A 24,248-nucleotide genomic window follows, 5' to 3' on the forward strand; every position below is an offset into this window, starting at 1 on the left:
AAACCGGTTTCAACTTTTTTGTTTTGAGTAATAATAATTTCTCGTTGCAAACCTCTTAATATAAAGTCATTAATGTTAAATCTAATTATTGCTTCACAATCACGAATACATTTAATATTCAGCGCGAATGCTTGAATAGTATCAAGTATAATGAGCTCTGGTCTTCTTTCAAATTCGCCTATTCAAACGCTCATATTATACTTTCTCATAAATTGAAAATAGGGTTGAAGACAAACAATATTAATAGTTAGCTCTACTAATTTTTTATTAAAATCTCAATCAACAATGCTTCACCTACCTGCCCTGCTGCCATAATCAAATTGAGATATCAACTTTCTATTGTAATAGTGATGTATAAAATGATGTGTGCTTTTTATATGGCTAGCAGACATGCAATATTAAGTAAGTGCAAAATCAAAACGTATACACCAACAGATACAACCACCAAGTAACCCAACACACACTTATACAGGTAACAAGTTGTAGCTCATACTAAACAAATCGAGGCTTGTGTCGCTCTGCGCCATCTATGCAAAAAACGCGCTCATTTGTTTTACTCGAGAGTAGGTTTTGTATTGATGACAAAATGTAGTGTTGGCAGGTGTTCTTGTCATTCGTATATTTTTAGTACAACATTTCCTTTTTTTCTTCCTGTGTCTACGTATCTGTGTGCTTCAACTATCTCGGCAATTTTAAAAGTTCTGTCAATCGTAGCTATAAAATCTCCTTTCTCAAACAACTTTTTTAATAGCGTTAGTTGTTGTATATTTTCAGAAGCGTATCCTATGTTCACACTTACATAAGCACCGTTTTTGTTTAAGATATTTTTACATTGATTTTTATTGTACTTACCAATTGCGTCAAAAATAATATCAAACTTTTCTGTCTGTTTTGTAAAGTCTTCCTGGTCATAATGAACAATGTTATTCACTCCTAATTCGGCAACCAGTTTATCACCTTGAGAGCTACATACTGCAGTTATATTTGCATTATGATATTTGGCAACTTGTATTGCTGCTGCTCCTACTGAGCCAGTTGAACAAATTATTAAAATATTCGGATAAGATTTTTTTGCAATCTGTGCTTTTTCTAAAAAATGAATCGCTGTTTGTCCACCAAATATTATTGCAACAGCTTCTTCGAATGTGGCATTTTTAGGCATTTCAAGTACATTGCTATTCTGATTAACTGCAATATATTCTGCATAGGTTCCGAATTTGAAACCAGTCATTCCAAAAACTTTATCTCCAACTTTAAATTTTGTTACTTTATTTCCTTTGCATTCAACAATGCCTGAAAATACAGTTCCTAAAATGGATTTTCTTGGTTTCGAAATACCTAAGACCAATCGCATAATGACCTTCATAAGTCCCTTCACATCAAGGCTTCTTACCCTTACATCTCCAGAGTTAACCGCAGTGGCAACTATTTTGACAAGAATTTGATTGTCCTTAGGTATTGGTTTCGAAACTTCCTGAATTTGCAAAACTTCAGGGGGGCCGTATTTGGTGCAAATAACTGCCTTCATCAAATCATTATAGTTTTAAAAATTAAATCCAACATTAAGTCCTGGTTCGGGAAAGATGAACTTAGACCATTTATCATCTAGCTGTTTAAATCCATCGGGCAATTGTGTATGGTGTGCACGATGGGTTACACATATTGATGGTTGAAAGAAAAATTTGTCCTTAAATAGTTTGATATGATAACCAACACGGTATGAGTTGAAAATCTGAAAACCATCGTTAATTTTCTTACCATTATCATTCACAAAAATTTGCCAGGTAGGCATTACATCAAGTTGGGCATACAAACCTTTCCATAAAAATCGTGTGTAAGACGCTGTTACACCATACTCACGAACATATCCCGGAAATTTTTCTTCCGGCTTTTTGTAGGCTTTGTTTAATAATGGATGAATGCCATTTGGCCAGGCATATTTCCAGGTTTTGGGAGCTAGTGTAATAACATCTTTTCCAGTAATCCGATATCCTATATTTAGTTGAGCGAAGTTGGGTGGGTTTTCTTTATCAAGATTACCCAATAGAACAAATAAAGAAGTCCCAACGAACCACCGTTTGTAAGTACTGTCTTGTTTGGCATATTGTGCTTTGAGGTGTATTGCGATTGTCATTAATAAGACTAAACCAAAGAAGGAATTTTTCTTTTGCATATCAATTCAATTTGTTTTTAAATTAGAATGCAAATGTAGATTGGCGAGATCCTATAACTCGTTCACTTAAGTTAAGAAATAATCTTTACGTTTTATTTTTTCCAGAATCCTAGCTCTTAATCTGCTTAATGATTGAGGTTTAATACCTAGATAACTTGCTAATTGGTGTTGTGGCACACGTTGCACAAGGTCTGGTCTTTTCTGTAATAAATTTAAGTATCGTTGTTCGGGTGATGAAGTCCTAAACTCGTCAAAGTCTATTTGTTGTTTAGCTAAAAGTTCTTCGGATAATATTCTACACATTATTTCAAATTTAGGAGATTTCGTAAAATAATCATCTTCCATATTTGAGTTTCCAACCGTTAGTATGGTATCTTCTACACAACTTATAAAATATTCAGACGGAGCATTAGTTATTACACAATGGGGTGTTAAAGATTCCAATTCTGTAAAAAAGGCGGTAGTTTTTTCTTCACCGTTTATGATGTAATATTTCCGAATACATCCTTTTAGAATAAAATAGACATTCTCCGATTTCTGTCCTTCTTTGAGTAACATAGTTCCCTTCTTAACAGAGCGGAATATATCTAACGAAAGTATTGTGTTCTTCTCATCTTCTGTTAGAGAAATGTATTTTGATATAAAGTCAAATAGTATGTCTTTCATTTTTTAATGTTGTTACCGTGTTCTGTTACACATGTCACCAAAGTTTTGCATGTTTGAAATGCGTGGGCTTTTTACTAAAAGTGTTCATACGCAGTGCTGAACTTTCGTCTACCACCAAACCGTATGCATAGCATAACCACGAAGCAGTGCCGATGGTAAACTCCAGCTTTTTGAGCAGGTGCTGTTAACAGTGGCGTTTTTACTTCTGCACACACATCAGTCTTTTTTTAATACAATAGCCCTGTGTTTAAGTCCCCATTCAACAATGTGTTTAATTAAGTCTTTTATTGACATACCATGTTTTGTAAGTCTGTATTCAACTATGATTGGCGTTTCTTGAATTGCTTTTCTTTCTACCATTTTGATGTCTTCCAAATAGCGCAATTCCTTTGTTAGCGTTGAAGAAGTAATTCGATTCAAAACTGTTTTTAGTTCGTTGAAGCGTTTTGGATTGTCGCACAAATGGGCAAGAATTTGGCCACGCCATTTGCCACCAACAATGTCCAAAACATCGGCCACCACTTTAATTCCTTGTTGTTTGTTTTTTACTTCCATCTGTTGTAATTAAAGTAAGTATCTTAAAAACTACTTGTATTTTTTCACTACTAAGTAGCAAATATATACTAGGTAGCATACATTTGCAACATCATTCAAAAATCTGTTTCAATGAAGACGGGTATGGATACGGTTGAAACATATGATAATCTTTAAAAAACAAACAAATAAAAAATATGAAAGCAATACAATACAATGACTTTGGAAATTCAGAAGTAATAAGCTTGGTAGAAATTCCTACACCAGAGATTAAAAATGAAAATGACGTTTTAATTCAAGTGAAAGCTGCAAGTGTAAACCCTTTGGATATGAAAATACGAATGGGTTTTATGCAAAAAATGCGACCTGTTCAATTGCCTTTTTTTCCAGGTTTAGATGTCTCAGGAATTATTGTTGGTATTGGCTCTGGCGTTACTCAATTTAATATAGGTGAGGAAGTCATTGCCGCAACCATGGGAAATGGATATGCTGAATATGTTGCAGCAAACGTGAATCTTGTTTCATTAAAACCAACAAATATTTCATTTGAAGAAGCTACTTCATTGGCAGTAAATATTGGCACTGCACAAACAATTTTATTTACAGAAGGTAAATTAGAAAAGGGTCAAAGAGTTTTGATTCAAGGTGCTGCTGGAGCGGTTGGAGCAACAATGGTTCAATTGGCAAAAAACAAAGGCCTTTATGTTATTGCAACAGCATCAGGAAAAGGATTAGAATTAGTAAAAAGTCTTGGTGCAGATGAAGTGATTGATTACAAAACACAAGATGTATCCAAACTTGTTAAAGATCTTGATTTGGTTGCCGATTGTGCAGGTGGTGAATCACAAGCTAAACTTTTTGAAGTATTAAAGTCAGGCGGTAAATTATTAAGTATTGCTGGTATGCCGTCAGTAGAGTTGGCACAAAAATTTAATGTCGATGCCCGATTTATTTCTTCTAATTTATCAGCAAAGAGTTTGGAATATGGATTGACTTTGGTTCGCGAAGGAAAACTAAAGCCGTTTGTTACAAAAACTTTCAGACTTGAAGAAGCTGCAAAAGCACAAGATTTTGTTTCGGCTGGTGGTGCCAATGGTAAAGTTGTGCTTGTTGTCGGAGAATAACGGTTTTGGTGTTAGTAGTAATTTTTTTGGTGTTACATGCAGTGCTTGCCGCTAGCGGTTGGGTGCTTCGCGAAAAAACGGAGTTCAGAGTACAGAATTATTAATCGAGAAGAAAAATTGATACGAGGAAGTATGTTCAATTAACCTTTGGACCTGCTTTTTTGCCTGGCGACTATTATCGGTTTGGTTTTCTTTTCGCGTGTCTTTCAATTCGCAGGTTTCAAAAATTCGTTCCAATTTTCTTTTAAGGCCAACTCAAATTTATTAATAGTTTCCTTTTGTGTTGCCGAGCAGTTTTTACAATTTGATTTTAGTTTCTTAATGTAGTCGTCAACTTTGGTTTTGTCATAACTTCCTTCTTCGCGTATGCTAAATTCCAAAATTACAATGTGCGCCCATATTGCTAAATCATTATCTGTATGGCATTGTTTGTTGTCAAAGTAGGAAGCAAATTCTTGAGTGTTGTTCAAAACGTAATTGTAACCTGCGTAAGCAAGTCCTTCCGCGAAATAACCGTCCGCTTTCTTCTCTGTTTTCGTCACTACCTTAAAATAAAAGGGTCTTGAATTTTTGTCCTTCGCTGTTAAACTATCAAGCAATGCCAAAATTTTATCGTCAGTACTTAAGTTCCATTCTTTGTCAAAATAGATATCTTTCGCAATTTTTGGTGTCTTCGGGTCATTTAAAAATATGTCAAAGTCACACCTATAAAACTCTTTGTATTCGTTGCTGCTTACTTCATTTTCGGCAATGTAAAAACTGTCAATGTGAACTAAACTATCTTTTTTCATTTGATTAGTTTCATTGTCCCTTAAATTATTCTCTCTTGCATTGTTGCATGCAAAAAATCCAAAAGCCAATATTGTTATAAATTTCAATTTCATTGTTGGTGTCGTTTTTTAGAAAGAAACAAATGCAAGAAATCGAGTAGATTACGAATGAATTTATGCTCACTTGTTGGACTCATATCTGTTGTGTTTTTAAAAAGTATTCATTTTCAAAAGCTCCTCACCTCAAAATGCTAAAGCCTTAATACCAATAAGTTTATTATAGCTGGTATTTCTAAATGTACAATTATTATCATGTTTGAATTTATAGTATTTAGCTTTTATTGGTTTACCAATAATGCCCGTTTGGCAAAGTTCCGAAAAAATTGGAGCGAAGCGAAATTTTGGAGTTTTACCTAGAAGAGTTATCCTTTATTGTAAAATAGATTTTTCAAGTATCAAGAAATTGTATGCCAATTATTTTTTCACTTCCTTCCCATAGTGCTTTTGCTTTTTGTTCATCATAGCTGTCAGTTGATGACTCAATAGCCTTTTCTTTATCATAATATTGTGCACTTGTGTTGACACTATCAATTAAACGAACCACTGCTTTTGCAGAATCTTTTGGATTATCACCCAAACCAATTAATTTAAAAATGAAATCTAAAATATTTCTATATAAGTTTTCACCCTTTGTATACTTTCTACCCAAATTGGTGGTAAGCATTAATCCAGGATTGATGGCATTCACTAATATATTTTTGTATAATCCTTTTGTTTTAAGCCTTCGGTCAAGTTCATAAGCAAATAACACCATGCATAATTTTGAAGTAGCATAAAATGATTGTGTTTGTTTTTGCAAAGTTGAACTTGCATCTACTTCCGGATAGGCTAATTCATTTACAGGTTTGAATACTGCCTTTGCAAATGGCGATTTATTTATAGGGTTGTGCAGTTCACTGGAAACTATAACAATTCTCTCAAGGCTATACTTTTCAAGTAACAAATTGGTGAGCAGAAAATGTCCTAAGTAATTTGTTCCAAAACTTGCTTCCACACCATTTTTTGTATACCGAAATGGTCCTTCATAAGATATTCCTGCATTACAGTCAAGGGCATAAATATCTTTAAAGTCAGATAAATCGTTTACAAAATTTTGGACGCTTTCAAAATCAGCCAAGTCAAGTTGTTTTATAATAAACGATTTGTTCTTATCAAATGGAGAAAAGTCATTAATGGCCTTTTGAGTTTTTTCGATATTTCGACAAGCCATAATAACTCGGTAATCTAAATCAAGAAGATACTTTGTTGTCCATAAGCCAAGACCACTATTTGCACCTGTTACAATTACTGTTTTCATTTGCATGTTTTCATTTGTGTGTTCTAGCAACTCAATTTACAAATTCACTCCAAACGTATAAAATCAATCATCAATTCGAAATCTTCTTCTTGTTTGTTGGCAATCAAAAAACTGATTTGTTCAATACTTTCAAAATTGAAGTTCGGGATGTTCAATTTGCGCCCTCGAAACTGTGGGTAAAATTCACTTATTGATAACTTGATATTTTCCCATTCTCCTGAAGTATTAAATTGGTGCACGTATGATTCGGATTGCCAAGTTTCGCCCTTCAAACGAAATTCATATCGCTTGCCATCCCCTTTTACACGCAAAATAATAAACTTTTTTTCGTCAGATATTTTTATCGTTGTGTTCAATTGTATAGATGCAAATCCTCCATTGTTCGCTAATGAAACGTGACCTAAAAATTGTCCATGTCCGGCATCGGAAAGCGCCAATGAACTTTTTGATATACCACCCATAACACCATCGTTGACTATGCGCCATTCCTTAATGATCGTATGTGTTGTGAAATTATAAATCTCGTCCATGTTTGATTTCTTGGATAAGCTTAGCATTAGTATGATTATGAAATATTTCATCAAATTTATTCTTTTAAGTTGTTTATGACTTCCTATGAGACAATATACAGTCGATTTTGTTTTCTTGTTTCATTAATTTTCATTTTTTTAAATCCCATCAACGCTTTATGGTATTCTGTTTTCTACTTCTTTTCTTAGGCTACCTGCTTACAACCGCTCCTCTAGTTTAAGGTGACGATTTTCACCCTCCCAATCTTAGTTGGTATTGATGAGGAGAACCAAGGTTTGATTAGCCAAAAATGTGCCTGCGTAGCGCTGAACCACCACGTTTGCTAAACCGCTGTTCTAGCTACACCTTCTATGAACCATGCTTGTCAATGTGCTTTTTATACTTTCTTGCATTTAAGTTTAGCCAATTAAAACAAATCAATTGCAAAAGAGTAAAAGTTCTTCCACTGAAGTAAGTGCAGAGTCGTAAATCGGGAGCAATAGCGATTGCATATTTTACCTTGTTTAATTATCATAAAAATATTTACACCCACCGTTACAAAAATCAAATACCCAACCAAAAACCAATACACTTAAACACACAACAGGCTCTAGGGCATATAAAGTTCATCATGGCTCATGTCATTTAACACTATCTTTCGGAAAACGCCCTTGTTATCTTTACTCGTGTGTGGGTTTGGTATAGATTACTAAGTGTTGCACGCAGTCCTTATTAATCCATCCTTCATTTGTATTATTAAAAAATTCTTCCGTTGAAATCAGCCTCTGTTGAGAAAGTAATAACTTCCGTTAAGCACGCTTGCAAAAGTCACCCATAATAAATATGGTACATTAATATATGAGGCTATAGGCGTTATTTTGTAAAACAACACAAGCATAAGTATAATACTAAACCATAATAAAATTATTTCAATGAATGCAAAGCCTATCAGGTTGAAATAGAAAAAAATAAAACTCCAGCCAAAGTTTAAGAGCAATTGAAGTACAAAGACAAAGAGTGCCAAATTTCGCTCTTTGCTCATTTCCTGTTTCCAAATCAGGAATAATGAAACACCCATCAAGATGTATAGCGTTGTCCAAACAGGTCCAAATATCCAACTAGGCGGATTGAAAGATGGTCTGTTTAAGGTTGCATACCATGCAGGTACTGATTGAGCAGTAAATATTCCTGCTATGGAGCCAAGTCCTAAAGGTAATACGATAGATACAATTAATTTAATAATTAGTAATTTACTCATCTGTAAATATTTTTAATTTGACTCTTTCTTGTTCTTAAAAGTATAAGACAATCCAAACGAAGCATAATGGAACAGTGCAAAATTGTAAACTTCGTTATTATCTGCACCCCCTTCTAGAATGCGGTATCCTGCACGAATACCAAAATTGTTGGTGATACTATAAGTAGCAGCGATGAGCACATCTTCAGCTCTTCCCTGAGGGGCGGCAAGTGCATCGCCATCCAGAAGAATACCAAACTTATTATCAACTTTCCATAAAAGCCTGAAATTAATAATTGGAACAAAGCCAACATTAGATTTTGTAGAAGTTATTGTAGGTGAAGAAAGTGCAATTTTTGCATCTCTGATTTTTGCAGTGAATCCTAACCCAAAAACAATCTTTGATTTATTTATTATATCGTATCGGTAGGTTAGCCTATATGAATTAAATTTATAAGTGCCCACAAGATCAGTGTTGGCAGGAAATAAAACACTTTCAAAGAAAATATCATTTGCCACACGACCTTCTGATTTAGTTTCTAGCGGAGCATATAACAGAGAAAAAGTGTGACGCTTTTTTATTACGTAACCCGCTCTCAAACGATAAAATAGCTGTGCATTAGATTGTAAATCATCTTTAAGAGAAAAGTATGTACCCACATCACCCGGAATGCGAACATCATTATAGCCAATAATAACAGCACCGGTTTCAAAATCAAAAATTGCCTGTGCTTTCGCTGTTGTTTTCAAGAAAAAAGTCAGGAGCATAATGGAAATTGAACAAGTTATTATTTTCATTTTCTTATGTAATTTTTATTTTTTAATGGATGGTTAACTTTCAAGGTTATTAGACTTGCGCACAAAGGCAGCATGCGAACATACTTGATTTTACCTTCCGACAATCGTGTAAACAAAAACTTTATCTATAAAGGCCGGATATAAAAAACATGAATAGATGTTTTTTTGCAAGGTTTTTGGAGTTTAAGAAGTTGGCGACTTTTGAAAATAAAACTCTATAGCAGCGCTGAATTTGATAAGAAGATCAAATGTTCGTTTAACCATTGAAAGGCCATTTTCTTAAACCCACTTTTAGCATTAGTGCATATTGTCTCTTTACCAATTATTTGGCTAATATTTGGCGCCATAATTCGCAGATTTTATCAAAGTCAATACCTGTGTTTGCTGGACTTGAGCTTGGTAAAGAAAAATATTTTAAAACACTTTTTCTATTCAAATACTTGTCGAACATTTCTTCTGCTTTTGTCCCGTTGAAACCGATAGCTTTTAAATTCTTGTGATTGGCGATAAAGTTATCCAGGTCGTTTGGTTCTTCGTCAGCAATTTCACTGTCAAGGCTGCGTTTTCGATTTGCTTTACGAGCTACGTCCTAAATTCCAATTTTAGATTTCAGTAAAAGTTCTTTTTTGTCGGAATAGGTAAGCGGTAAATCGCTGTTAGTAATAGTGGAAATAATTTTCCAAAATCTATTTCTTGTATTTGAGTAATACTCGCCAAGTTCAAGAGATTTGTCACCCGGCATAGTTCCTAAAATCAAAATGTTCGTATCAGTATTTGAAATTGGGTCAAACGATGTTTTGGTATATGTCGAGTTTGGTCTTGGTAATTCTTCTAAAGCCTTCGGTTTTTCTGCTGGTGTTGCTTTTACTTTAGTTGTTGGTTGTTCGATTAGTGAAACTGTCGAGCCGTCACGGTCAAAAATGGTAGCGTAGTTTCTTGTTCTGCCGTGAATTTGAAATGCTTGAATTGTCGAGCCGTCCTTTTTTTGATACCAACCATTTTTATTCAACTCGTCAGCAATTTGCTGGGTCGTCATTGATCGTCCAGTTTGTCTTAATAGTTTTTCTGTTGCTTCGTGTAGAGTCATGTTTTTCTGTTTGTTGAAGGTCGTTCTGCTAATACTACTAAATTAAATTCCCCTTTTGTTTGGAAAGATAACCAAGATAAATGTCCGGCATTATTTCACAAATTAAACAAAAACTAATTTATAAGAAATCAATCAAACTTTTTATTTCAAAATATTTTATTGCTGCCCACGTACCTGTAATCCTCCCTTTGTTTTCCACTTTTGTCACATAGCAAATAAGGCAGGAATAAGCAAATTGATAAACCTCAATTAAAATTAAAAATGTAATGGCTATAGAAACTGGTAATTAAAAGAGACGGAAATATTTTTGGAATAAAAAATTAGTCAACCTTTATGTGCTGCGCTGTATCGGGAATAACTTCGGATGGAGGAAGTTCGGTTTTAATATCTTTAATGTTGAGTTGTAGGGTGGTCTTATTATTAAAATAATTTTCGTCAATATGGTAAATAATATGAAATGGCAGTCGCTTGTTAACGTGCGCAAAGTGGTCGCCTAATTGAAAACCAATACCATCAAGTTTTAATTTGCTCACCCCATCCTGATAGAGCGAAATTTTAAGATGATTATTTCCAACCACACGCCCATAGCCATTATCAGTAACTTGATTGGTGCGGAAGTTAGGAGCCATATTACCAGGGCCAAAGGGAGCAAATTGTTTAAGTATCCTGTAAAACTTGGGAGTTATATCATGAAAATCTAAAATGGCATCAACTTCTATTTCTTTGGTCAGGCTATTTACTTCAATCGTTTCGGCAACTATACGTTCAAACTTTTCAATAAAGGCATCTACATTTTCTATTTTCATAGTAAGGCCTGCTGCATAGGTATGACCACCAAACTGATCGAGCAAGTCGCTGCATGCTTCTATGGCATTGTAGATGTCAAAATCTTTCACACTGCGTGCCGAACCGGCAATGTGTCCATTGGTTTGTGTAAGCACAATGGTTGGTCGGTAATATTTATCGGTAAGGCGCGAAGCCACAATTCCAATAACCCCTTTATGCCACTCTGGATTAAAGACCACCGTAGAGCGTCTGTTTACAAAATCCATATTTTGCTCAATCATAGTCAGGGCCTGTTCGGTAGTAATGGCATCCAGTTCTTTGCGGGTATTATTTTTTTCATCAATCTCATCGCCATGAAATCCGGCACGTTCCACATCTTTGCTAATCAACAATTCAACCGCCTGCTTGCCACTTTCTATGCGTCCGGCAGCATTTATGCGTGGCGCAATAACAAACACGATATCGTTAACATCAAGAATCTTATTTTCAATTTTCCCAACTTTAGAAATTGCTTTAATGCCATGCCGTGGATTCGAATTTAAGCGCTTCAACCCAAAGTGCATCAATATTCTGTTTTCACCTTTTAATTCCACAATATCGGCAGCAGTGCTTATGGCTACAAGGTCCAGGTATTGTTCCAGTTCGCTAAAGGGTATGCTATTGTTTTGCGCTATGCCTTGTGCCAGTTTAAACCCAATGCCGCAACCGGTAAGTTCTTTATAAGGATAGTTGCAATCGTTACGTTTAGGGTCGAGTACGGCAACTGCATCGGGCAATTCGTCACTTGGTCGGTGATGATCGCAAATTATAAATTCTATCCCCTGCTCTTTGGCATATTTCACCTTGTCCATTGCTTTAATGCCACAGTCAAGAGCAATAATCAGGGTGCATCCTGTTTGTTTGGCATAGTCGATACCTGCAAAACTTACTCCGTACCCTTCCAGGTAACGGTCGGGAATATAAAAATCAACATTGGCAAACAAACTGCGCAGAAATAGATACATTAACGAAACAGCAGTAGTTCCATCCACATCATAATCGCCATAAACCATAATGCGCTCTTTGGCAGCAATAGCTGCATTAACACGTTCAACGGCCTTATCCATATCCTTCATCAGGTATGGGTTGTGAAGTTGGTCAAGATTGGGGCGGAAAAAATTTTTGGCTTCTTCAAAAGTGGTTATACCACGTTGTACCAGGAGTCTGCATAAAACAGGGTGTATGCCTAGCTGTGCAGTAAGTTCTGCCACAGCTGCATCATTATCTGCAGGTTTGAACACCCATCGTTTCGACATTTGTGTTATTTATATTACTTTGAGTAACGCTACAAATGTAATATTTTATTGCTACAAAAAAATATTAAAGCCGCACCCCATCCAATGCATTAATTGCAATGCCTGAATTGTTTGTTTCTATTAACCTATACCGATGTTTTGCAAAAAAAATATAATCAAGTAACGATACAGATATGATTTACTAACCAGGTAGCTTTGGGATTTATAAATATGTTTTTACTTTTGGAAAATTACTATTCAGGAACTTAGGACAATTATTTATTAATTTTTAACAAGCCACAAGCAGTTTAATTATGAGAATTTTGAAAAGGGTTTTCGGTTTTATTTTTTCTGTAAATTTTATTTTTGGTTTTTCGTTTGGTCAATCCATTTTCCCTAACGGAAAAAATATTTATAGCACCGCTTTGCATGTGCATGCATTGAGCAATCACAATGGAAGTATAACACCTGCTAGTATGCAATATCAAAACAATCAGGCAAATAAAATGAACGTAGACGCTATTTGGTTTACCGAACATTGGGATTTTTGGAAGCAACAAAGTGCAGTGCAGTTTAAATTTAATAATGCAACCATATTATCCAACGGAGATATTTCTATTCCAAACGGAACATCAACATCGCCCAAAACATGGAAGTTACAAAAGGCAGGTGGCATCCACTCGGTAAGCTTTGATTCGCAAGATGGTTTTAATATTAATTTTCAATCAAACTCAAGTTCAAGCACATATCAATATGTTGGGTATAACCCCAAAAATGCTAATGGATCTTTGTTGCAGGGCACTGCCGGATTTGTAAAACCCATGACTTCGCATCCTTATGCACTAATACAAGTGTTTTGTACTAATCTGCCATCAACAGGACATATAAGGCCAGAAATTACCTTTTTACTTGCCTATCACAATAGAGGAACCAATGTGCAACAGAAAATTATTTATCGTTTTGTAAATAGTTTTATGAATGCTACAAAAGAGTTGCTCAGTCCCAATACCGTGTTGGTTACTGTTCCTATTGCAGTAAATGTGTGGAACTCGCGCAATCTTGATTTATATGCCGATGCATCGCTTATGCAAGATGGAAATGACAATACACTTAGCGATTATAACATCAAAGTATCAACCCGTAGTTTGCAATCTACTTTGTTTAAGTTTAAATTTTTCAAAATTTGCTCTGACGATGCTGGGCAATCGAACCTTGCTGAAGAACGCCAATTGGCAAATAGCTATTCTAATGAGTATGGAATAAAGAATTTTGTTAGCTCTGAGTTCAGTCCCGGTGCCGCGGCCACACATATCAATTCGTATTACCCGGTAGATACTTTGCCGCTTGATGTGCTTATTGACTATGGTAACAAAACCAATTACGATTTATTTGTGCAGCGCACAGCGGCAGTAGGTGGAATTACTTCTATGTGCCATCCATTTGGTGTGAAGTATACACCTCAACAATCTGATTCGGTACTCGATTCAAGAACAGACTCGCTCATGAACCTGCTTGTTACCAATAATGTATATGGTGTAAATATGATAGAAGTTGGCTACGCCATTCGTGGTTATGCCGATATGAAACACCACCTTAAATTGTGGGATAAGCTTACCAACAAAGGCCGCTTGGTATATGGGGTGGGTGCAAATGATAATCATGGTGGTACGTGGAAGACGCTTAATAGTATGTCAACTATTATATGGTCGCAAACAGATGATGCTGCAAACCTGGTAGATGCCCTAAGCAACGGGTACATGTATGCTGCCAATATGAAACTGTGGAAAAATAAATTCTTTTTTCAGGCAGGTGGTGTGCCTATGGGTGCGCGGGTGGCCTCGCCCGATAGCGTAGTTTATTTACGAATGAGTGCCTTAAGCTTGCCACCAAATTCGAAGGTGCGGCTCACACAAGGGCTTATTGATAGTAGTGCCAATGTTCATTATATTCACGATGCATTGCTTATTAATCCGGTAGATAGTTTTATGCTCGATATATCACAACCAAATTTTGTTCGCATAGCCATTTATGATCAGTATGATAATCCGGTTGTAATTAGTAACCCCATTGTTTTTTATGGATTTAATCATTTACGAAAGGCACAACAAGAGGTAGTGAGCCTATCAAAGTTCCAGCTAAGTGCTTACCCCAATCCGGCAGGCGATTTTGTAAATCTTGCCATCGATATTCCACAAAGCATTAACAATGTTACCATTACCGTATATGATGAATTGGGTAGAGCCGTAATTGCCATACCTTTTTATGAATTTACATCGGGCAAGAACAACTTTACTATTGATACCTCTGCACTTAAAAGCGGATTATATCATATCTCTTTCGAGTCGAAGGAATATCGTGGCGAAACAAATATACTCAAGCAATAGTAGTTTATCATTTAATAAACATGCAGCAATCTAAATATTGCTGTATTTTTGTTTATAGCGCATCAGGGGTTTTTCAATTATAAAATAGGAGCAGGCAGCCACTGCCATAGTTAGTGCCAGGTTTTGCGGAAACTGCTGAAACCATTTTTGGCTGGTAGGTGCAGTACCTAAAAAGAGTCCTTGCCATATATAAATAGCATAGCTCATGTTGCCAACCAAAACCAACACGTTGGTTTGTAATATGCGCGAAATAATACTGTTGTTAAAAACTGTAATCCATAAAATAAAAATACTAAGCCCCGCAGCTTGCAATATAAATGCAAAAGGCAAAATTGCCGATGGAAAATACATAGGGCAGCACATGAGCAAAATGCATAATGGTACACTCACAGATAATTTAATAAGCGAGATTACTTTGTTATTAAAATAAAAAAACAATAGAGCCGCCACCGAACCACACAATACCGGACAAATGGCTGGAAGCAAGAAGCGCTCTTCAAAAAATGCGGAAGCGATGGTATGGGTTTCGTTTTGATAAGAAAACGAAATGTGTGGGTAAACTACAATAGCAACAATAGAAAGTATAACCGTACCGATACAGATGAGGTAAATAATTTTGCTTCGTAAATATTTTATAAGCCATGGCCATAGTAGGTAAAATTGTTCTTCAACCGACAGGCTCCAGGTATGGCTGAGTTCGTTGCTCCAAAATTTGTTGGGTATAAAATTAAAACAATAAAAAACCGAACAGGCCAATGCTACCCATTGAGGCACTATCAAGCCTTGATGCATAAACAAGGCCACTACGAGGTAAAATAAAATCAAAGGAGGCAACAGGCGCAATGCCCTCCTGATTAAAAATCGCTTTATGGATACATCGCCACACTTTTCTTTTTCTTTAAGTAGAATAGTAGTAATTAAAAAACCACTCAAGCAAAAGAAACCATACAAGGCAGTGTGTCCGCTAATGGTAAGCCAAATGCGGTGTGTGAAGGCTCCACCATAAAGAAAATCAAACACTCCTAAATGCGTCATTAACACCGGAGGTACAAATGCACCACGTAGCCCATCATAGCTTTTTATATAATAACCGGAGGTTTTCACTTTCATTAAATCATGGGCAAAGTAAGTTTTGTTTGCAAAACTATTTCAAGCGTCTAAACTTTTTATTAAATCGAATTGGTCGCAACTTTCTGGCTGGCTAAACTTATTTTTAATAATACTATGGTAAGTTTTTTTTCCTGTGCAGGTATTTTGATAATACAGTGTGAGCGAAAATTTTAGACTAAATTTCAATTCAAAGGTTGGGGCATGTTCGGATATCGCTTGTTATGAATGGTGCCCACCATTTGTATTAATCGTTCGCGCAGTTCGTCCAGGTTGTTTTTTTGTTGCGCACTAATAAATACACATGGCGCATTTACCTTGGCAATCCAAGTACGTTTCAATTCCTCAAGCGAAATATTTTCTCTTGTCATTGGAGTAAGGTCGTCTTCTTCCTTAGGGGAAAACCGATATGCATCAATTTTATTAAAAACAAGAAGGGTAGGCTTATCGGCAGCATTCAGTTCTACCAGTGTTTGGTTTACTACATTTATTTGTTCTTCGAATCCGGTATGCGAAATATCTACCACATGGATGAGGATATCCGCTTCGCGCACTTCATCTAAGGTAGATTTAAACGACTCTACCAGGTCGTGCGGCAACTTGCGTATAAACCCAACTGTATCACTCAATAGAAAAGGAATGGTGGACAACACCACTTTGCGCACTGTTGTATCTAATGTTGCAAATAATTTGTTTTCGGCAAACACATCACTCTTGCTCAACAGATTCATCAGGGTAGATTTGCCAACATTGGTATAACCTATTAATGCTGCGCACCACATTGCCGCGTGATTTTCGTTGGGTGTTATTTACCTTATCAATATCAGCAAGCTTTACTTTTAATATGCTTAGCTTGTTTCGGATTGCGCGCCTGTCGGTTTCTATTTCTGTTTCTCCGGGGCCACGCATACCAATACCACCACGTTGCTTTTCAAGGTGTGTCCACATGCGTGTAAGTCGTGGTAATAAATATTGGTACTGCGCTAGCTCCACTTGTATTTTTGCTTGCGCGGTACGCGCACGCTTGGCAAATATGTCAAGTATCAATCCAGTACGATCAAGTACTTTGCACTTAATGCTGCCTTCAATGTTGCGCAGTTGAGCAGGGCTCAACTCATCATCAAAAATGGCCAGGTCTATATTTTCGGCCACAATAAATGCTGCCACATCTGCCAACTTGCCTGAGCCAACATAGGTTCGCTGGTCTGGATAGTCTAATTTTTGGGTAAAGCGTTTGACTACTTTTGCTCCTGCTGTTTCGGCAAGAAACGCTAGTTCGTCCAGGTATTCTGTAATAAGTTCATCGGCATTGCTCTTGAGCGAAACTCCTATCAGTATGGCGCGTTCGTCTGTAGCTAAGCGCTGTATGTGTTTTGGCAACTTGGTGTTTTATTATTTATTTAAAGTCTCTACGTAGCTAACCACCGCTTCTATCTGCTCAGCACTCAGCATTTTATCATAAGCTTGCATGGCATTTTTGCCATGCGTTACAATTTCAACTTTCTCTGCATGGGTGCGTGCGCTTGCAGTTAAATCCTTAGCACCACTCAACCCAAGTTTGCCATCGCTACCATGACAGTTTACACATTGATTAGCAAATATTATTTCTCCCGCTTTAAGGTCTGTACCAGCAGGCAAATCGGGCTTGGCACTACTAAACATGAGGTTCTTGCTCTCGCTGACACCGTAAGCATATACAATGAATATAAGTGAAAGTAATGCCAGATTTTTATTCTGTTTTTTAAAGGCCATAATGGCAAGAGGAATGCTGGTGGCTACAGCAATTAATTTTACCCATAACCATGCACCTTTATTGCCGGTATATATTAATAAGTAAATGCCCGTGGCCAAGAACAAGGTGCTTATAATCATTTCGGTAATGCGTGTTGCTTTGGTAACACGGGTAAGCAGCTCAGTTTTACCAAAAATAAGCAAAGCAGTTTTTATCAGATAAAGAACTAAGAATAAGATCACACTCAACTTGTGTGTATGTAGCATTCCAGTATACATCGTTTTGTTTTTTTTTGAGGAAACAAATAACAACAAAGTGCATGAATGATGCAAAGAAAATTTAGAACCTGTTTGCGATTTATGTTTTGTATTTATGCTGAGTGGATTTTTTTTTGAAAGTAAAGGGTGTTGTACAGGCCCAAATGCACCCCAAACCCATTAAGGGGCTTAAATTCAGGGATTATGTAAAATTTGTTTTATATGAGTAAGAAATATTTTTAAAATCTGCATTTATCAGCAAAGCCAATTCAATTTGAAATTTTCGATTGAAGTAGATCACAAAGTACATCAAAATGTAACTCAGAAGGAATACGATATTGAGCGCACCAAATTATTGAATGAAAAAGGTATTTATGAAATTCGCTTTACCAATGAAATTATCCTAAACCAAATCACCGATGCATAGAATGAAATCGAAAACACAATCAATCAACTGAAACAAAAAATTAAATAAAGCAAATCAGCCATCCGAGTAAAGGCAAGCCCCTTAAGGGGTTTGGGGTGTATTGGGATTAAAATGCGCTGAATAATTTGCATTTAGAGATGGTAAGGCTGAGTAAGAAGTTAGACTAATAGTAAAATGAACTATCGTTTAATATAGATATTCAACAACCAGTCCTAATAGTATACTTCTTAAAGCGGGCTTTGAAACAAGTTCAAAAGCAAGCCACAAGACTCTTTTATAATTTTACTATTCGTCTAACTATTCTATTTTCTTTTGAATATAGCAGCAGGTTATAAACACCGGGGCTGAGTTTTTCAATGTTAAGCTGAACTTCGTTTGTAAGCAGTGGTTGCTGTAAGCAAATCCTGCCATGTGTATCGGAAAGTATTAGTTGCGTACCATCACTAGCAGAAGTTGTGCGTATTGTTACCATGCCTGTATTAGTTGGATTGGGAAATACCAGAATATCCATCGCATCCTTCTCTGGTATAGATAAGCAGTTGTCAACACCTATGGTGCCAATGGCTGCATCTGCGCAGCCATTGCTTGCTGTATAGATATAAGTTACAGCGTGTATTCCGACACCGGCAGCAAGTGGGTCAAAAAATCCATTGTTTACAGCTGTTCCGCTGTAAGTTCCACCTGACGGGCTTCCTCCGGTTAAGTTGATGGCACCATTGTATAAGCAAATGGTTGGCTGCGTGGCAAGGGTCACTATCGGATTTGTATTTACTATTAGCGAAGCGCTATCACTAAACGCACAGCCTCCAATGAGGCAGCGTATACGGGCACCGTTATAACTTGTATTTACATTTCCAAGCTGCAAGGTATCATTGGTGACACCACTTACATTTCCACTATCAACAAGTGGGCTCCAGCCGTTTCCTGAATTTATATACCATAAGTAAGTGGTGGCAGCAGCGGCTTGCGCAACGAATTGAGCGTTAGCGTTCTCACATATACTTAGATTGACAGGCTGTAAAGTAATTGAAGGAGCCGCATTATAGTTCAGGATCACTTCCTGGGTATAGGTAACAGTGAAATTACATGAGTTATATATTCCACAGCGAAACTTAAAGCCATTCATTGATGCCGAAACATTAGTGAGCTGTAGTAGATTTGTTGAGGAGCCGTTATAAACCGAGTTGCTTGTTGCGAACTGAAACCCTGAGCCATTAAGGCTGTCAACTTCCCATTCATAAATAATACCCGAAGCAATTGCCTTTACCTGAAATACCACCATGCCGGTACCGCAAGAGTAAGCATCTTGTGGTTGCGCATTTATTACTGTGTTCGAATTTACATATAAGGTTGCCTCGTTGGAGTAGGAGCACTCACCAAGTTTGCAACGGTATTTATACCCGTTCAACGCTACTGCTGCCGATTGTATATATAATTGGCTTGTTTTGGTGCCTATATACGTTGAGCTATTACTTAAGTCAGTATAGGTGCCGCTACCCATATCCACCTGCCATTGATAAGATGATATGTTGTTGCCTGCAACCGTAAAAGCAGCATTATAGAATTCACATATCGCACTATCTGTGGGTTGTTGGATAATGGAGGCATAAACATTACTTACGTTAAGTGTAACGGCAGTGCTGGTATCAACCGAATTGCATTCGCCCGAAACAATACAACGGTATTTATTACCATCCATCCATGCCTGAGGATTGGTAAGGTACATCAGGGGCTGATTTACCGAAACATGATAACTGTTTGCTTGTAAATTAAAATAGCCGGTTCCAGTATCAGCCTGCCAGGTATATTGCAGGTTGCTGCCGGTAGCATAACAGTAAACAGCAGTATTTTGATTTTCACAAGTTTTTTGATTGGCTGGTTGCAATTGTATTTTTGCTTTAGCGTATATGGTAACCGGTACAAGCATGGTCTCGGTTAAAACGGCTGGCGAAGTTGAAAAAACTTTAATCTTGTAATTGTTGGCTTGCGCCACATTGGTAGGAATAGAACAGGCAATAGAGGAGGCTGTAGTAGCCATTAATGACCCAATGGTATCAGCCTTGGCAAAAAAGCCGTTGCTGTCGCTCAACAATACATAAAAAGTGTTGTCGCTATTAAAAGTGAGTGCACTGGAGAAACTTACGTTCAGGCTAGTACCACTACAAAGCGAAGATGCCGAAGTTTGAACATTAGTAATATTCAGCACCGCATCGCGCGACCATAGCGAAGAGCCTTGTGTAGCTGCATATAATTTTCCATTATCTTCACGAATATCTGAAATTGCTCCCAAATCATTTTTAAACCCATCATTATAGTTTTGCCAATGGGCTCCGTCATCTATCGATATCCTATCGCCACTAATCAGGTTGCCTTGATAATAGATTATTTCTCTGGTACCCGAGTATTGCAGGTTAACAAGTTGCCATGCCGAATCAGTCAATAGCTTGCTGTGTATAAATCCAAGTTCGCAAAGCCAAACACGATTTCCATTAGCAAGTAATTTTCGCTGAAAGTAAGGTGAAACAATTCCGGCATTATCTAGGGTCCAACTTTGACCTGCATTCGTGCTGCGATAAACATCATCGCTCTGTGTTGTAAACCATGTAGTGCCAATGTTTATAAGATCATCATAAGTAACATTTGCCGGCAGGCCATTATTAGCGTTGGTCCAAGTGATGGCATCTGTCGATTTCCATATGCCATTGTTGGTGGTCATGTATAATTCGCTACCCCAATTCATAAATTTTTTGGTAATACCACCCGTCAAACTAAAAGACATAGCATAGGGGCCCATAGCAGTTGGCGATCTATAAATTGTACCAAATCCACCTGCAATGTATTCATTATTGAAATAGGCAAAATCCAAAATAACATCGTTGTTCGAATTATTGGTAGCTGCCCAATTGACACCATTATTGGTTGATGCATAAATTCCAGCTTGGCTCGAGAGACTTGCCAGAAAATCGTTTCCACGTTTGAATATTTTTTGGATGATGGTATTGGTTATTCCGGTAGATGATTTTGCAAAACTATTCACTCCTCCGCTCGATTTATAAATGCCTTCGATAATGCCAACAAAATAGCTTCCGTTATATTTGGTAAACGAGCGGCACAATACTTTTTGAGGGAGACCCGAATTTACAACCGTAGTCCAGGTGCCTCCACCAAATGGAGCTGCTGAAAGTTGCGAATCAAAAGCAATACAATAAATTGTATTGCCATCCACCAGAAAATTGAAAGTAGCAATTTGCCCAAACAGTCCATTAGAGGCTTGATTCCATGATTGTCCGCCATCCAATGAATTATAAATGTCGCTACCTGCCGATAGGTAAAGGGTATCATTACGTCCACCTAAGGCTAAGGCACTTACATTAAAGGCAATACCATTTGAAGCATTGTTCCAGGTAACACCTTCGTCAGTGGATTTTAAAAGGCAGTACTGCCAGTTGGTTAGCGCATATATGGCATTTCCTATCGATTCCAGTTTGGTTACATAGTAGTTGGTGCTAAACAGCGAAAATCCCGTGTTGGTCCAGTTTCCATTAAGCACATCTAATTTCCAGATTTCGCTAAGGCCACCTGGTGTAGACATGTTACCATACAATTTATTATTGTGTACACACAAATTTATCATGCCTGTATATTGAATAAGGCCATTGTTCATCGGATTCCAGGTATCGCCTTTATCGGTTGAATAATACACGGTATCATAGGTTGCTACAACAAGCGTATTATTCCAGTTAACAATATCGCGCACATGATTAGAGTTGAGGCCTGCTGTTTTTTCAATCCACGATTGGCCATTGTTTTGTGTGCGCCAAATACCACCTGCAGCCTGATTAAATTCGAATGCAGCAAAAAGATCGCCATCAACTTCCTGCAACTTGTTGCACATGCCACCATTGAGATCGCCATATAATTGCCATTGGGGTTGTGCCTGCGCAAAGTTGCTTAGTATAATGGCAACAATAATGAATGATAGTTTTTTAATATTCATTTAAATAAATTTTTTGAGTTGTGAAAGTAATACAATTTAACATGAATAAAATATGTTTTTGCAAGTGGTGAAGTAGAAGCAGGGGTATGTTCATTATTTATTTAGAAATGGTAAATGCGTTGTAAATGCTAGCAATGCATGGTTGGATAATAGCAGTCAATGGAATTATCTTTTTTTCCATCTTAATTATTAAGTATTCTTGCAGCCGATGACACTACAAGAATATAAAATATCCGAATTAGAAAAATTACCAATAGTTGCTCATGCTATTGCAGACAAACTAAAGGAGTATCCGGTAGTCGCATTTTATGGCGAAATGGGTGCTGGCAAAACCACACTCATCAAATTGATTTGTAATGAGCTTGGTGTAATGCAAGCAACGGCAAGTCCAACCTTTGCCATTGTAAATGAGTATGTGAGCGAATCGGGCAGGTTAATCTATCATTTCGATTGTTATCGGTTGAATTCGCATCGCGAATTTTATGACCTTGGCTACGAAGAATATTTTTATGGTCACGATATATGCCTTATCGAATGGCCCGAGAAAGTGGAAGGATTGCTGCCTCCACAACATTTAATTGTCAGAATTATTAAGGAGGGAGAAAGTCGAATTTTTAAACTTAGTACTTCTAACTAATTACAATGTTCTTAACCTTGTATTAGCAGCGACTTTATAAGCAGAACAACACAAATAGAACTTCGAATGATAAACGAAAAAAGACATTGCACAAAGCTGATTTACCCGCTAAACATTTTGAAGGAAAATGAATACTTTATAATCTAAAACAAAACCCAAAACACAGAACCCAAAACAAAACATCAAACCCAAAACACATAAAATTAAATAAAATTGAAACCATCCAATAAACAAATGACAAAGGAAGCCACCATAAAATTATTTGAAGAAACGCAAGTACGCACCATTTGGGATGTGGAGCAAGAGAAGTAGTATAGTTCCATTGTGGATGTGATAGAAAATGCTTACTGGAACTGACCGCCACCTCGAAAGTATTGGAGCGACCCTAAAGCCAATCTAAAAAAGGATGGTAGTGAGTTGTCCGAAAAAATCGGACAACTGAAAATGCAATCAGCCGATGGTAAATTATATCAGACCGATGTAGCAGATACCGAACAACTTTTTCGTTTAATACAATCCATTCCTTCGCCCAAAGCAGAACCATTTGAACGATGGTTGGCACACGTTGCATCAGAAAGGCTCGTTGAAATGCAAGACCCTAAACTATGCATAGACAGGGTATTAGAGTAATATCTGAAATTGAGCTATTCTAAAAGCCGGATAAACCAACGGCTAAAAAGTATTGAAATACGAAAAGAACTTATCGATGAATGGAAGAAAAGAGGCTTAAAAGAAGGACAGCAATTTGCTGCGCTTAGGAATATTATTACAAAGGCATGGAGTGACAAAACCACTACGCAGTATAAAGTCTTTAAGGGATAGAAAAAAGAGAACCTACGAGATAATATGACTAACACAGAATTAATTCTGAATATGCTGGCTGAAGCTTCTACCAAAGAAATCTCAGCTGCCTTTAACCCAATAGGTTTTGAAGAAAGCAAAAAGATAGCGAAACCAGGAGGCAATGTAGCTAAAGTAGCAAGGTTGGAATTGGAGTCAAAAACTGGAAAAAAAGTAGTAACGTCATTAAATGCAAAAGATGCTCTAAAGTCATTGCCTGCTAAGACCAAAACTCCAACTAAAAAAAAGGTAACAGTAGTAAATAAAAGTTAAGCGACTGCAAATAAATATTAAAAAGTATAGATGGTGATGAACATGCATATGGCAATTCACAATTGCAGAAAGAATTACCATAGAATAATATGTGTGAATAAAGCACGAACTTCGAGATGTGAGTTTAATTAATGACAATCAGTGAGTGAGAAAGAATGAGTTTTTTGTAAATAATCTCTCCAAGTTTGAAAACGCTTTTCTGCGATTTATTAAGAGTATAAATCAAGAGAAAAATCACACTTTTGAAAAGTAAAAATAACTATAGACAAGAAGGGCGG

At 36.8% G+C, this 24,248-nt stretch carries 18 protein-coding genes and 2 pseudogenes; 5 read left to right on the plus strand and 15 right to left on the minus strand.

Annotation, left to right across the window (positions count from 1 at the left end; genetic code table 11):
* Positions 1-610 precede the first annotated feature (610 nt).
* The 4 genes from IPO27_04850 to IPO27_04865 form a co-directional block, all read right to left on the minus strand.
* Complete coding sequence (locus IPO27_04850; GenBank protein MBK8845926.1) at positions 611-1,528, minus strand: NAD(P)-dependent alcohol dehydrogenase; 918 nt, start codon at positions 1,526-1,528, stop codon at positions 611-613.
* Between the two features lie 15 nt (positions 1,529-1,543).
* On the minus strand, positions 1,544-2,173 hold the full coding sequence (locus tag IPO27_04855; GenBank protein ID MBK8845927.1) for a hypothetical protein: 630 nt from the start codon (positions 2,171-2,173) through the stop codon (positions 1,544-1,546).
* Between the two features lie 66 nt (positions 2,174-2,239).
* The gene (locus IPO27_04860; GenBank protein ID MBK8845928.1) at positions 2,240-2,839 is read right to left on the minus strand and encodes a Crp/Fnr family transcriptional regulator; all 600 of its coding nucleotides are present in this window, start codon (positions 2,837-2,839) and stop codon (positions 2,240-2,242) included.
* A gap of 216 nt (positions 2,840-3,055) precedes the next feature.
* On the minus strand, positions 3,056-3,394 hold the full coding sequence (locus IPO27_04865; GenBank protein MBK8845929.1) for a helix-turn-helix transcriptional regulator: 339 nt from the start codon (positions 3,392-3,394) through the stop codon (positions 3,056-3,058).
* A gap of 176 nt (positions 3,395-3,570) precedes the next feature.
* On the opposite strand from IPO27_04865, the gene IPO27_04870 reads away from it, so the two are divergent.
* The gene (locus IPO27_04870) at positions 3,571-4,497 is read left to right on the plus strand and encodes an NADP-dependent oxidoreductase (GenBank protein MBK8845930.1); all 927 of its coding nucleotides are present in this window, start codon (positions 3,571-3,573) and stop codon (positions 4,495-4,497) included.
* Between the two features lie 206 nt (positions 4,498-4,703).
* On the opposite strand, the gene IPO27_04875 is transcribed toward IPO27_04870, so the two are convergent.
* From IPO27_04875 to recJ, 7 genes are all read right to left on the minus strand, one after another.
* Positions 4,704-5,381, minus strand: coding sequence for a hypothetical protein (locus tag IPO27_04875; protein MBK8845931.1), 678 nt, complete (start codon positions 5,379-5,381; stop codon positions 4,704-4,706).
* A gap of 334 nt (positions 5,382-5,715) precedes the next feature.
* On the minus strand, positions 5,716-6,624 hold the full coding sequence (locus tag IPO27_04880; GenBank protein MBK8845932.1) for an SDR family NAD(P)-dependent oxidoreductase: 909 nt from the start codon (positions 6,622-6,624) through the stop codon (positions 5,716-5,718).
* 44 nt (positions 6,625-6,668) lie between these two features.
* Complete coding sequence (locus IPO27_04885; protein MBK8845933.1) at positions 6,669-7,154, minus strand: CIA30 family protein; 486 nt, start codon at positions 7,152-7,154, stop codon at positions 6,669-6,671.
* A 758-nt stretch (positions 7,155-7,912) separates the two neighbouring features.
* A complete protein-coding gene (locus tag IPO27_04890; protein MBK8845934.1) occupies positions 7,913-8,392 on the minus strand; it encodes a tryptophan-rich sensory protein in 480 nt (159 codons plus the stop codon).
* A 12-nt stretch (positions 8,393-8,404) separates the two neighbouring features.
* Complete coding sequence (locus IPO27_04895; protein ID MBK8845935.1) at positions 8,405-9,169, minus strand: hypothetical protein; 765 nt, start codon at positions 9,167-9,169, stop codon at positions 8,405-8,407.
* A gap of 589 nt (positions 9,170-9,758) precedes the next feature.
* Complete coding sequence (locus IPO27_04900) at positions 9,759-10,256, minus strand: hypothetical protein (protein ID MBK8845936.1); 498 nt, start codon at positions 10,254-10,256, stop codon at positions 9,759-9,761.
* A 320-nt stretch (positions 10,257-10,576) separates the two neighbouring features.
* Positions 10,577-12,337, minus strand: coding sequence for a single-stranded-DNA-specific exonuclease RecJ (recJ, locus tag IPO27_04905; GenBank protein ID MBK8845937.1), 1,761 nt, complete (start codon positions 12,335-12,337; stop codon positions 10,577-10,579).
* A gap of 293 nt (positions 12,338-12,630) precedes the next feature.
* On the opposite strand from recJ, the gene IPO27_04910 reads away from it, so the two are divergent.
* On the plus strand, positions 12,631-14,700 hold the full coding sequence (locus IPO27_04910; protein ID MBK8845938.1) for a T9SS type A sorting domain-containing protein: 2,070 nt from the start codon (positions 12,631-12,633) through the stop codon (positions 14,698-14,700).
* Between the two features lie 30 nt (positions 14,701-14,730).
* Here IPO27_04910 and IPO27_04915 read toward each other — a convergent pair whose 3' ends face one another.
* The 3 genes and pseudogenes from IPO27_04915 to IPO27_04925 all read right to left on the minus strand — a co-directional run bounded on the left by IPO27_04915 (position 14,731) and on the right by IPO27_04925 (position 17,817).
* Positions 14,731-15,804, minus strand: a complete 1,074-nt coding sequence (locus tag IPO27_04915) for an acyltransferase (GenBank protein MBK8845939.1) — start codon at positions 15,802-15,804, stop codon at positions 14,731-14,733.
* A gap of 188 nt (positions 15,805-15,992) precedes the next feature.
* Positions 15,993-17,175 (minus strand): annotated as a pseudogene (gene hflX / locus IPO27_04920) (GTPase HflX).
* A 24-nt stretch (positions 17,176-17,199) separates the two neighbouring features.
* Entirely contained in the window at positions 17,200-17,817 is a 618-nt protein-coding gene (locus tag IPO27_04925; GenBank protein MBK8845940.1) for a SirB2 family protein, read from the minus strand.
* A gap of 214 nt (positions 17,818-18,031) precedes the next feature.
* On the opposite strand from IPO27_04925, the gene IPO27_04930 reads away from it, so the two are divergent.
* Positions 18,032-18,223 (plus strand): DUF559 domain-containing protein, encoded by a 192-nt coding sequence (locus IPO27_04930; protein MBK8845941.1) that lies wholly within the window; start codon positions 18,032-18,034, stop codon positions 18,221-18,223.
* A gap of 274 nt (positions 18,224-18,497) precedes the next feature.
* On the opposite strand, the gene IPO27_04935 is transcribed toward IPO27_04930, so the two are convergent.
* Positions 18,498-22,220 (minus strand): T9SS type A sorting domain-containing protein, encoded by a 3,723-nt coding sequence (locus IPO27_04935; GenBank protein MBK8845942.1) that lies wholly within the window; start codon positions 22,218-22,220, stop codon positions 18,498-18,500.
* Between the two features lie 208 nt (positions 22,221-22,428).
* Between IPO27_04935 and tsaE the strand changes: the two genes are divergently transcribed.
* Both tsaE and IPO27_04945 read left to right on the plus strand, forming a co-directional pair.
* Complete coding sequence (gene tsaE / locus IPO27_04940; protein MBK8845943.1) at positions 22,429-22,857, plus strand: tRNA (adenosine(37)-N6)-threonylcarbamoyltransferase complex ATPase subunit type 1 TsaE; 429 nt, start codon at positions 22,429-22,431, stop codon at positions 22,855-22,857.
* A gap of 234 nt (positions 22,858-23,091) precedes the next feature.
* A pseudogene (locus tag IPO27_04945) lies at positions 23,092-23,970 on the plus strand (hypothetical protein).
* Positions 23,971-24,248: the final 278 nt, after the last annotated feature.

It is taken from the genome of Bacteroidota bacterium (genome assembly GCA_016714535.1).
Taxonomy (GTDB): Bacteria; Bacteroidota; Bacteroidia; order AKYH767-A; family OLB10; genus JADKFV01.

Excerpts from the sequence above, each read along its gene's own strand:
- IPO27_04870 (MBK8845930.1), top strand. The coding sequence starts at position 3,571 with ATGAAAGCAATACAATACAATGACTTTGGAAATTCAGAAGTAATAAGC.
- IPO27_04875 (MBK8845931.1), bottom strand. The coding sequence starts at position 5,381 with ATGAAATTGAAATTTATAACAATATTGGCTTTTGGATTTTTTGCATGC.
- IPO27_04860 (MBK8845928.1), bottom strand. The coding sequence starts at position 2,839 with ATGAAAGACATACTATTTGACTTTATATCAAAATACATTTCTCTAACA.
- IPO27_04900 (MBK8845936.1), bottom strand. The coding sequence starts at position 10,256 with ATGACTCTACACGAAGCAACAGAAAAACTATTAAGACAAACTGGACGA.
- IPO27_04890 (MBK8845934.1), bottom strand. The coding sequence starts at position 8,392 with ATGAGTAAATTACTAATTATTAAATTAATTGTATCTATCGTATTACCT.
- IPO27_04925 (MBK8845940.1), bottom strand. The coding sequence starts at position 17,817 with ATGTATACTGGAATGCTACATACACACAAGTTGAGTGTGATCTTATTC.
- tsaE (MBK8845943.1), top strand. The coding sequence starts at position 22,429 with ATGACACTACAAGAATATAAAATATCCGAATTAGAAAAATTACCAATA.
- IPO27_04855 (MBK8845927.1), bottom strand. The coding sequence starts at position 2,173 with ATGCAAAAGAAAAATTCCTTCTTTGGTTTAGTCTTATTAATGACAATC.
- IPO27_04935 (MBK8845942.1), bottom strand. The coding sequence starts at position 22,220 with ATGAATATTAAAAAACTATCATTCATTATTGTTGCCATTATACTAAGC.
- IPO27_04850 (MBK8845926.1), bottom strand. The coding sequence starts at position 1,528 with ATGAAGGCAGTTATTTGCACCAAATACGGCCCCCCTGAAGTTTTGCAA.
- IPO27_04885 (MBK8845933.1), bottom strand. The coding sequence starts at position 7,154 with ATGGACGAGATTTATAATTTCACAACACATACGATCATTAAGGAATGG.
- IPO27_04880 (MBK8845932.1), bottom strand. The coding sequence starts at position 6,624 with ATGAAAACAGTAATTGTAACAGGTGCAAATAGTGGTCTTGGCTTATGG.
- IPO27_04895 (MBK8845935.1), bottom strand. The coding sequence starts at position 9,169 with ATGAAAATAATAACTTGTTCAATTTCCATTATGCTCCTGACTTTTTTC.
- IPO27_04910 (MBK8845938.1), top strand. The coding sequence starts at position 12,631 with ATGAGAATTTTGAAAAGGGTTTTCGGTTTTATTTTTTCTGTAAATTTT.
- IPO27_04865 (MBK8845929.1), bottom strand. The coding sequence starts at position 3,394 with ATGGAAGTAAAAAACAAACAACAAGGAATTAAAGTGGTGGCCGATGTT.
- recJ (MBK8845937.1), bottom strand. The coding sequence starts at position 12,337 with ATGTCGAAACGATGGGTGTTCAAACCTGCAGATAATGATGCAGCTGTG.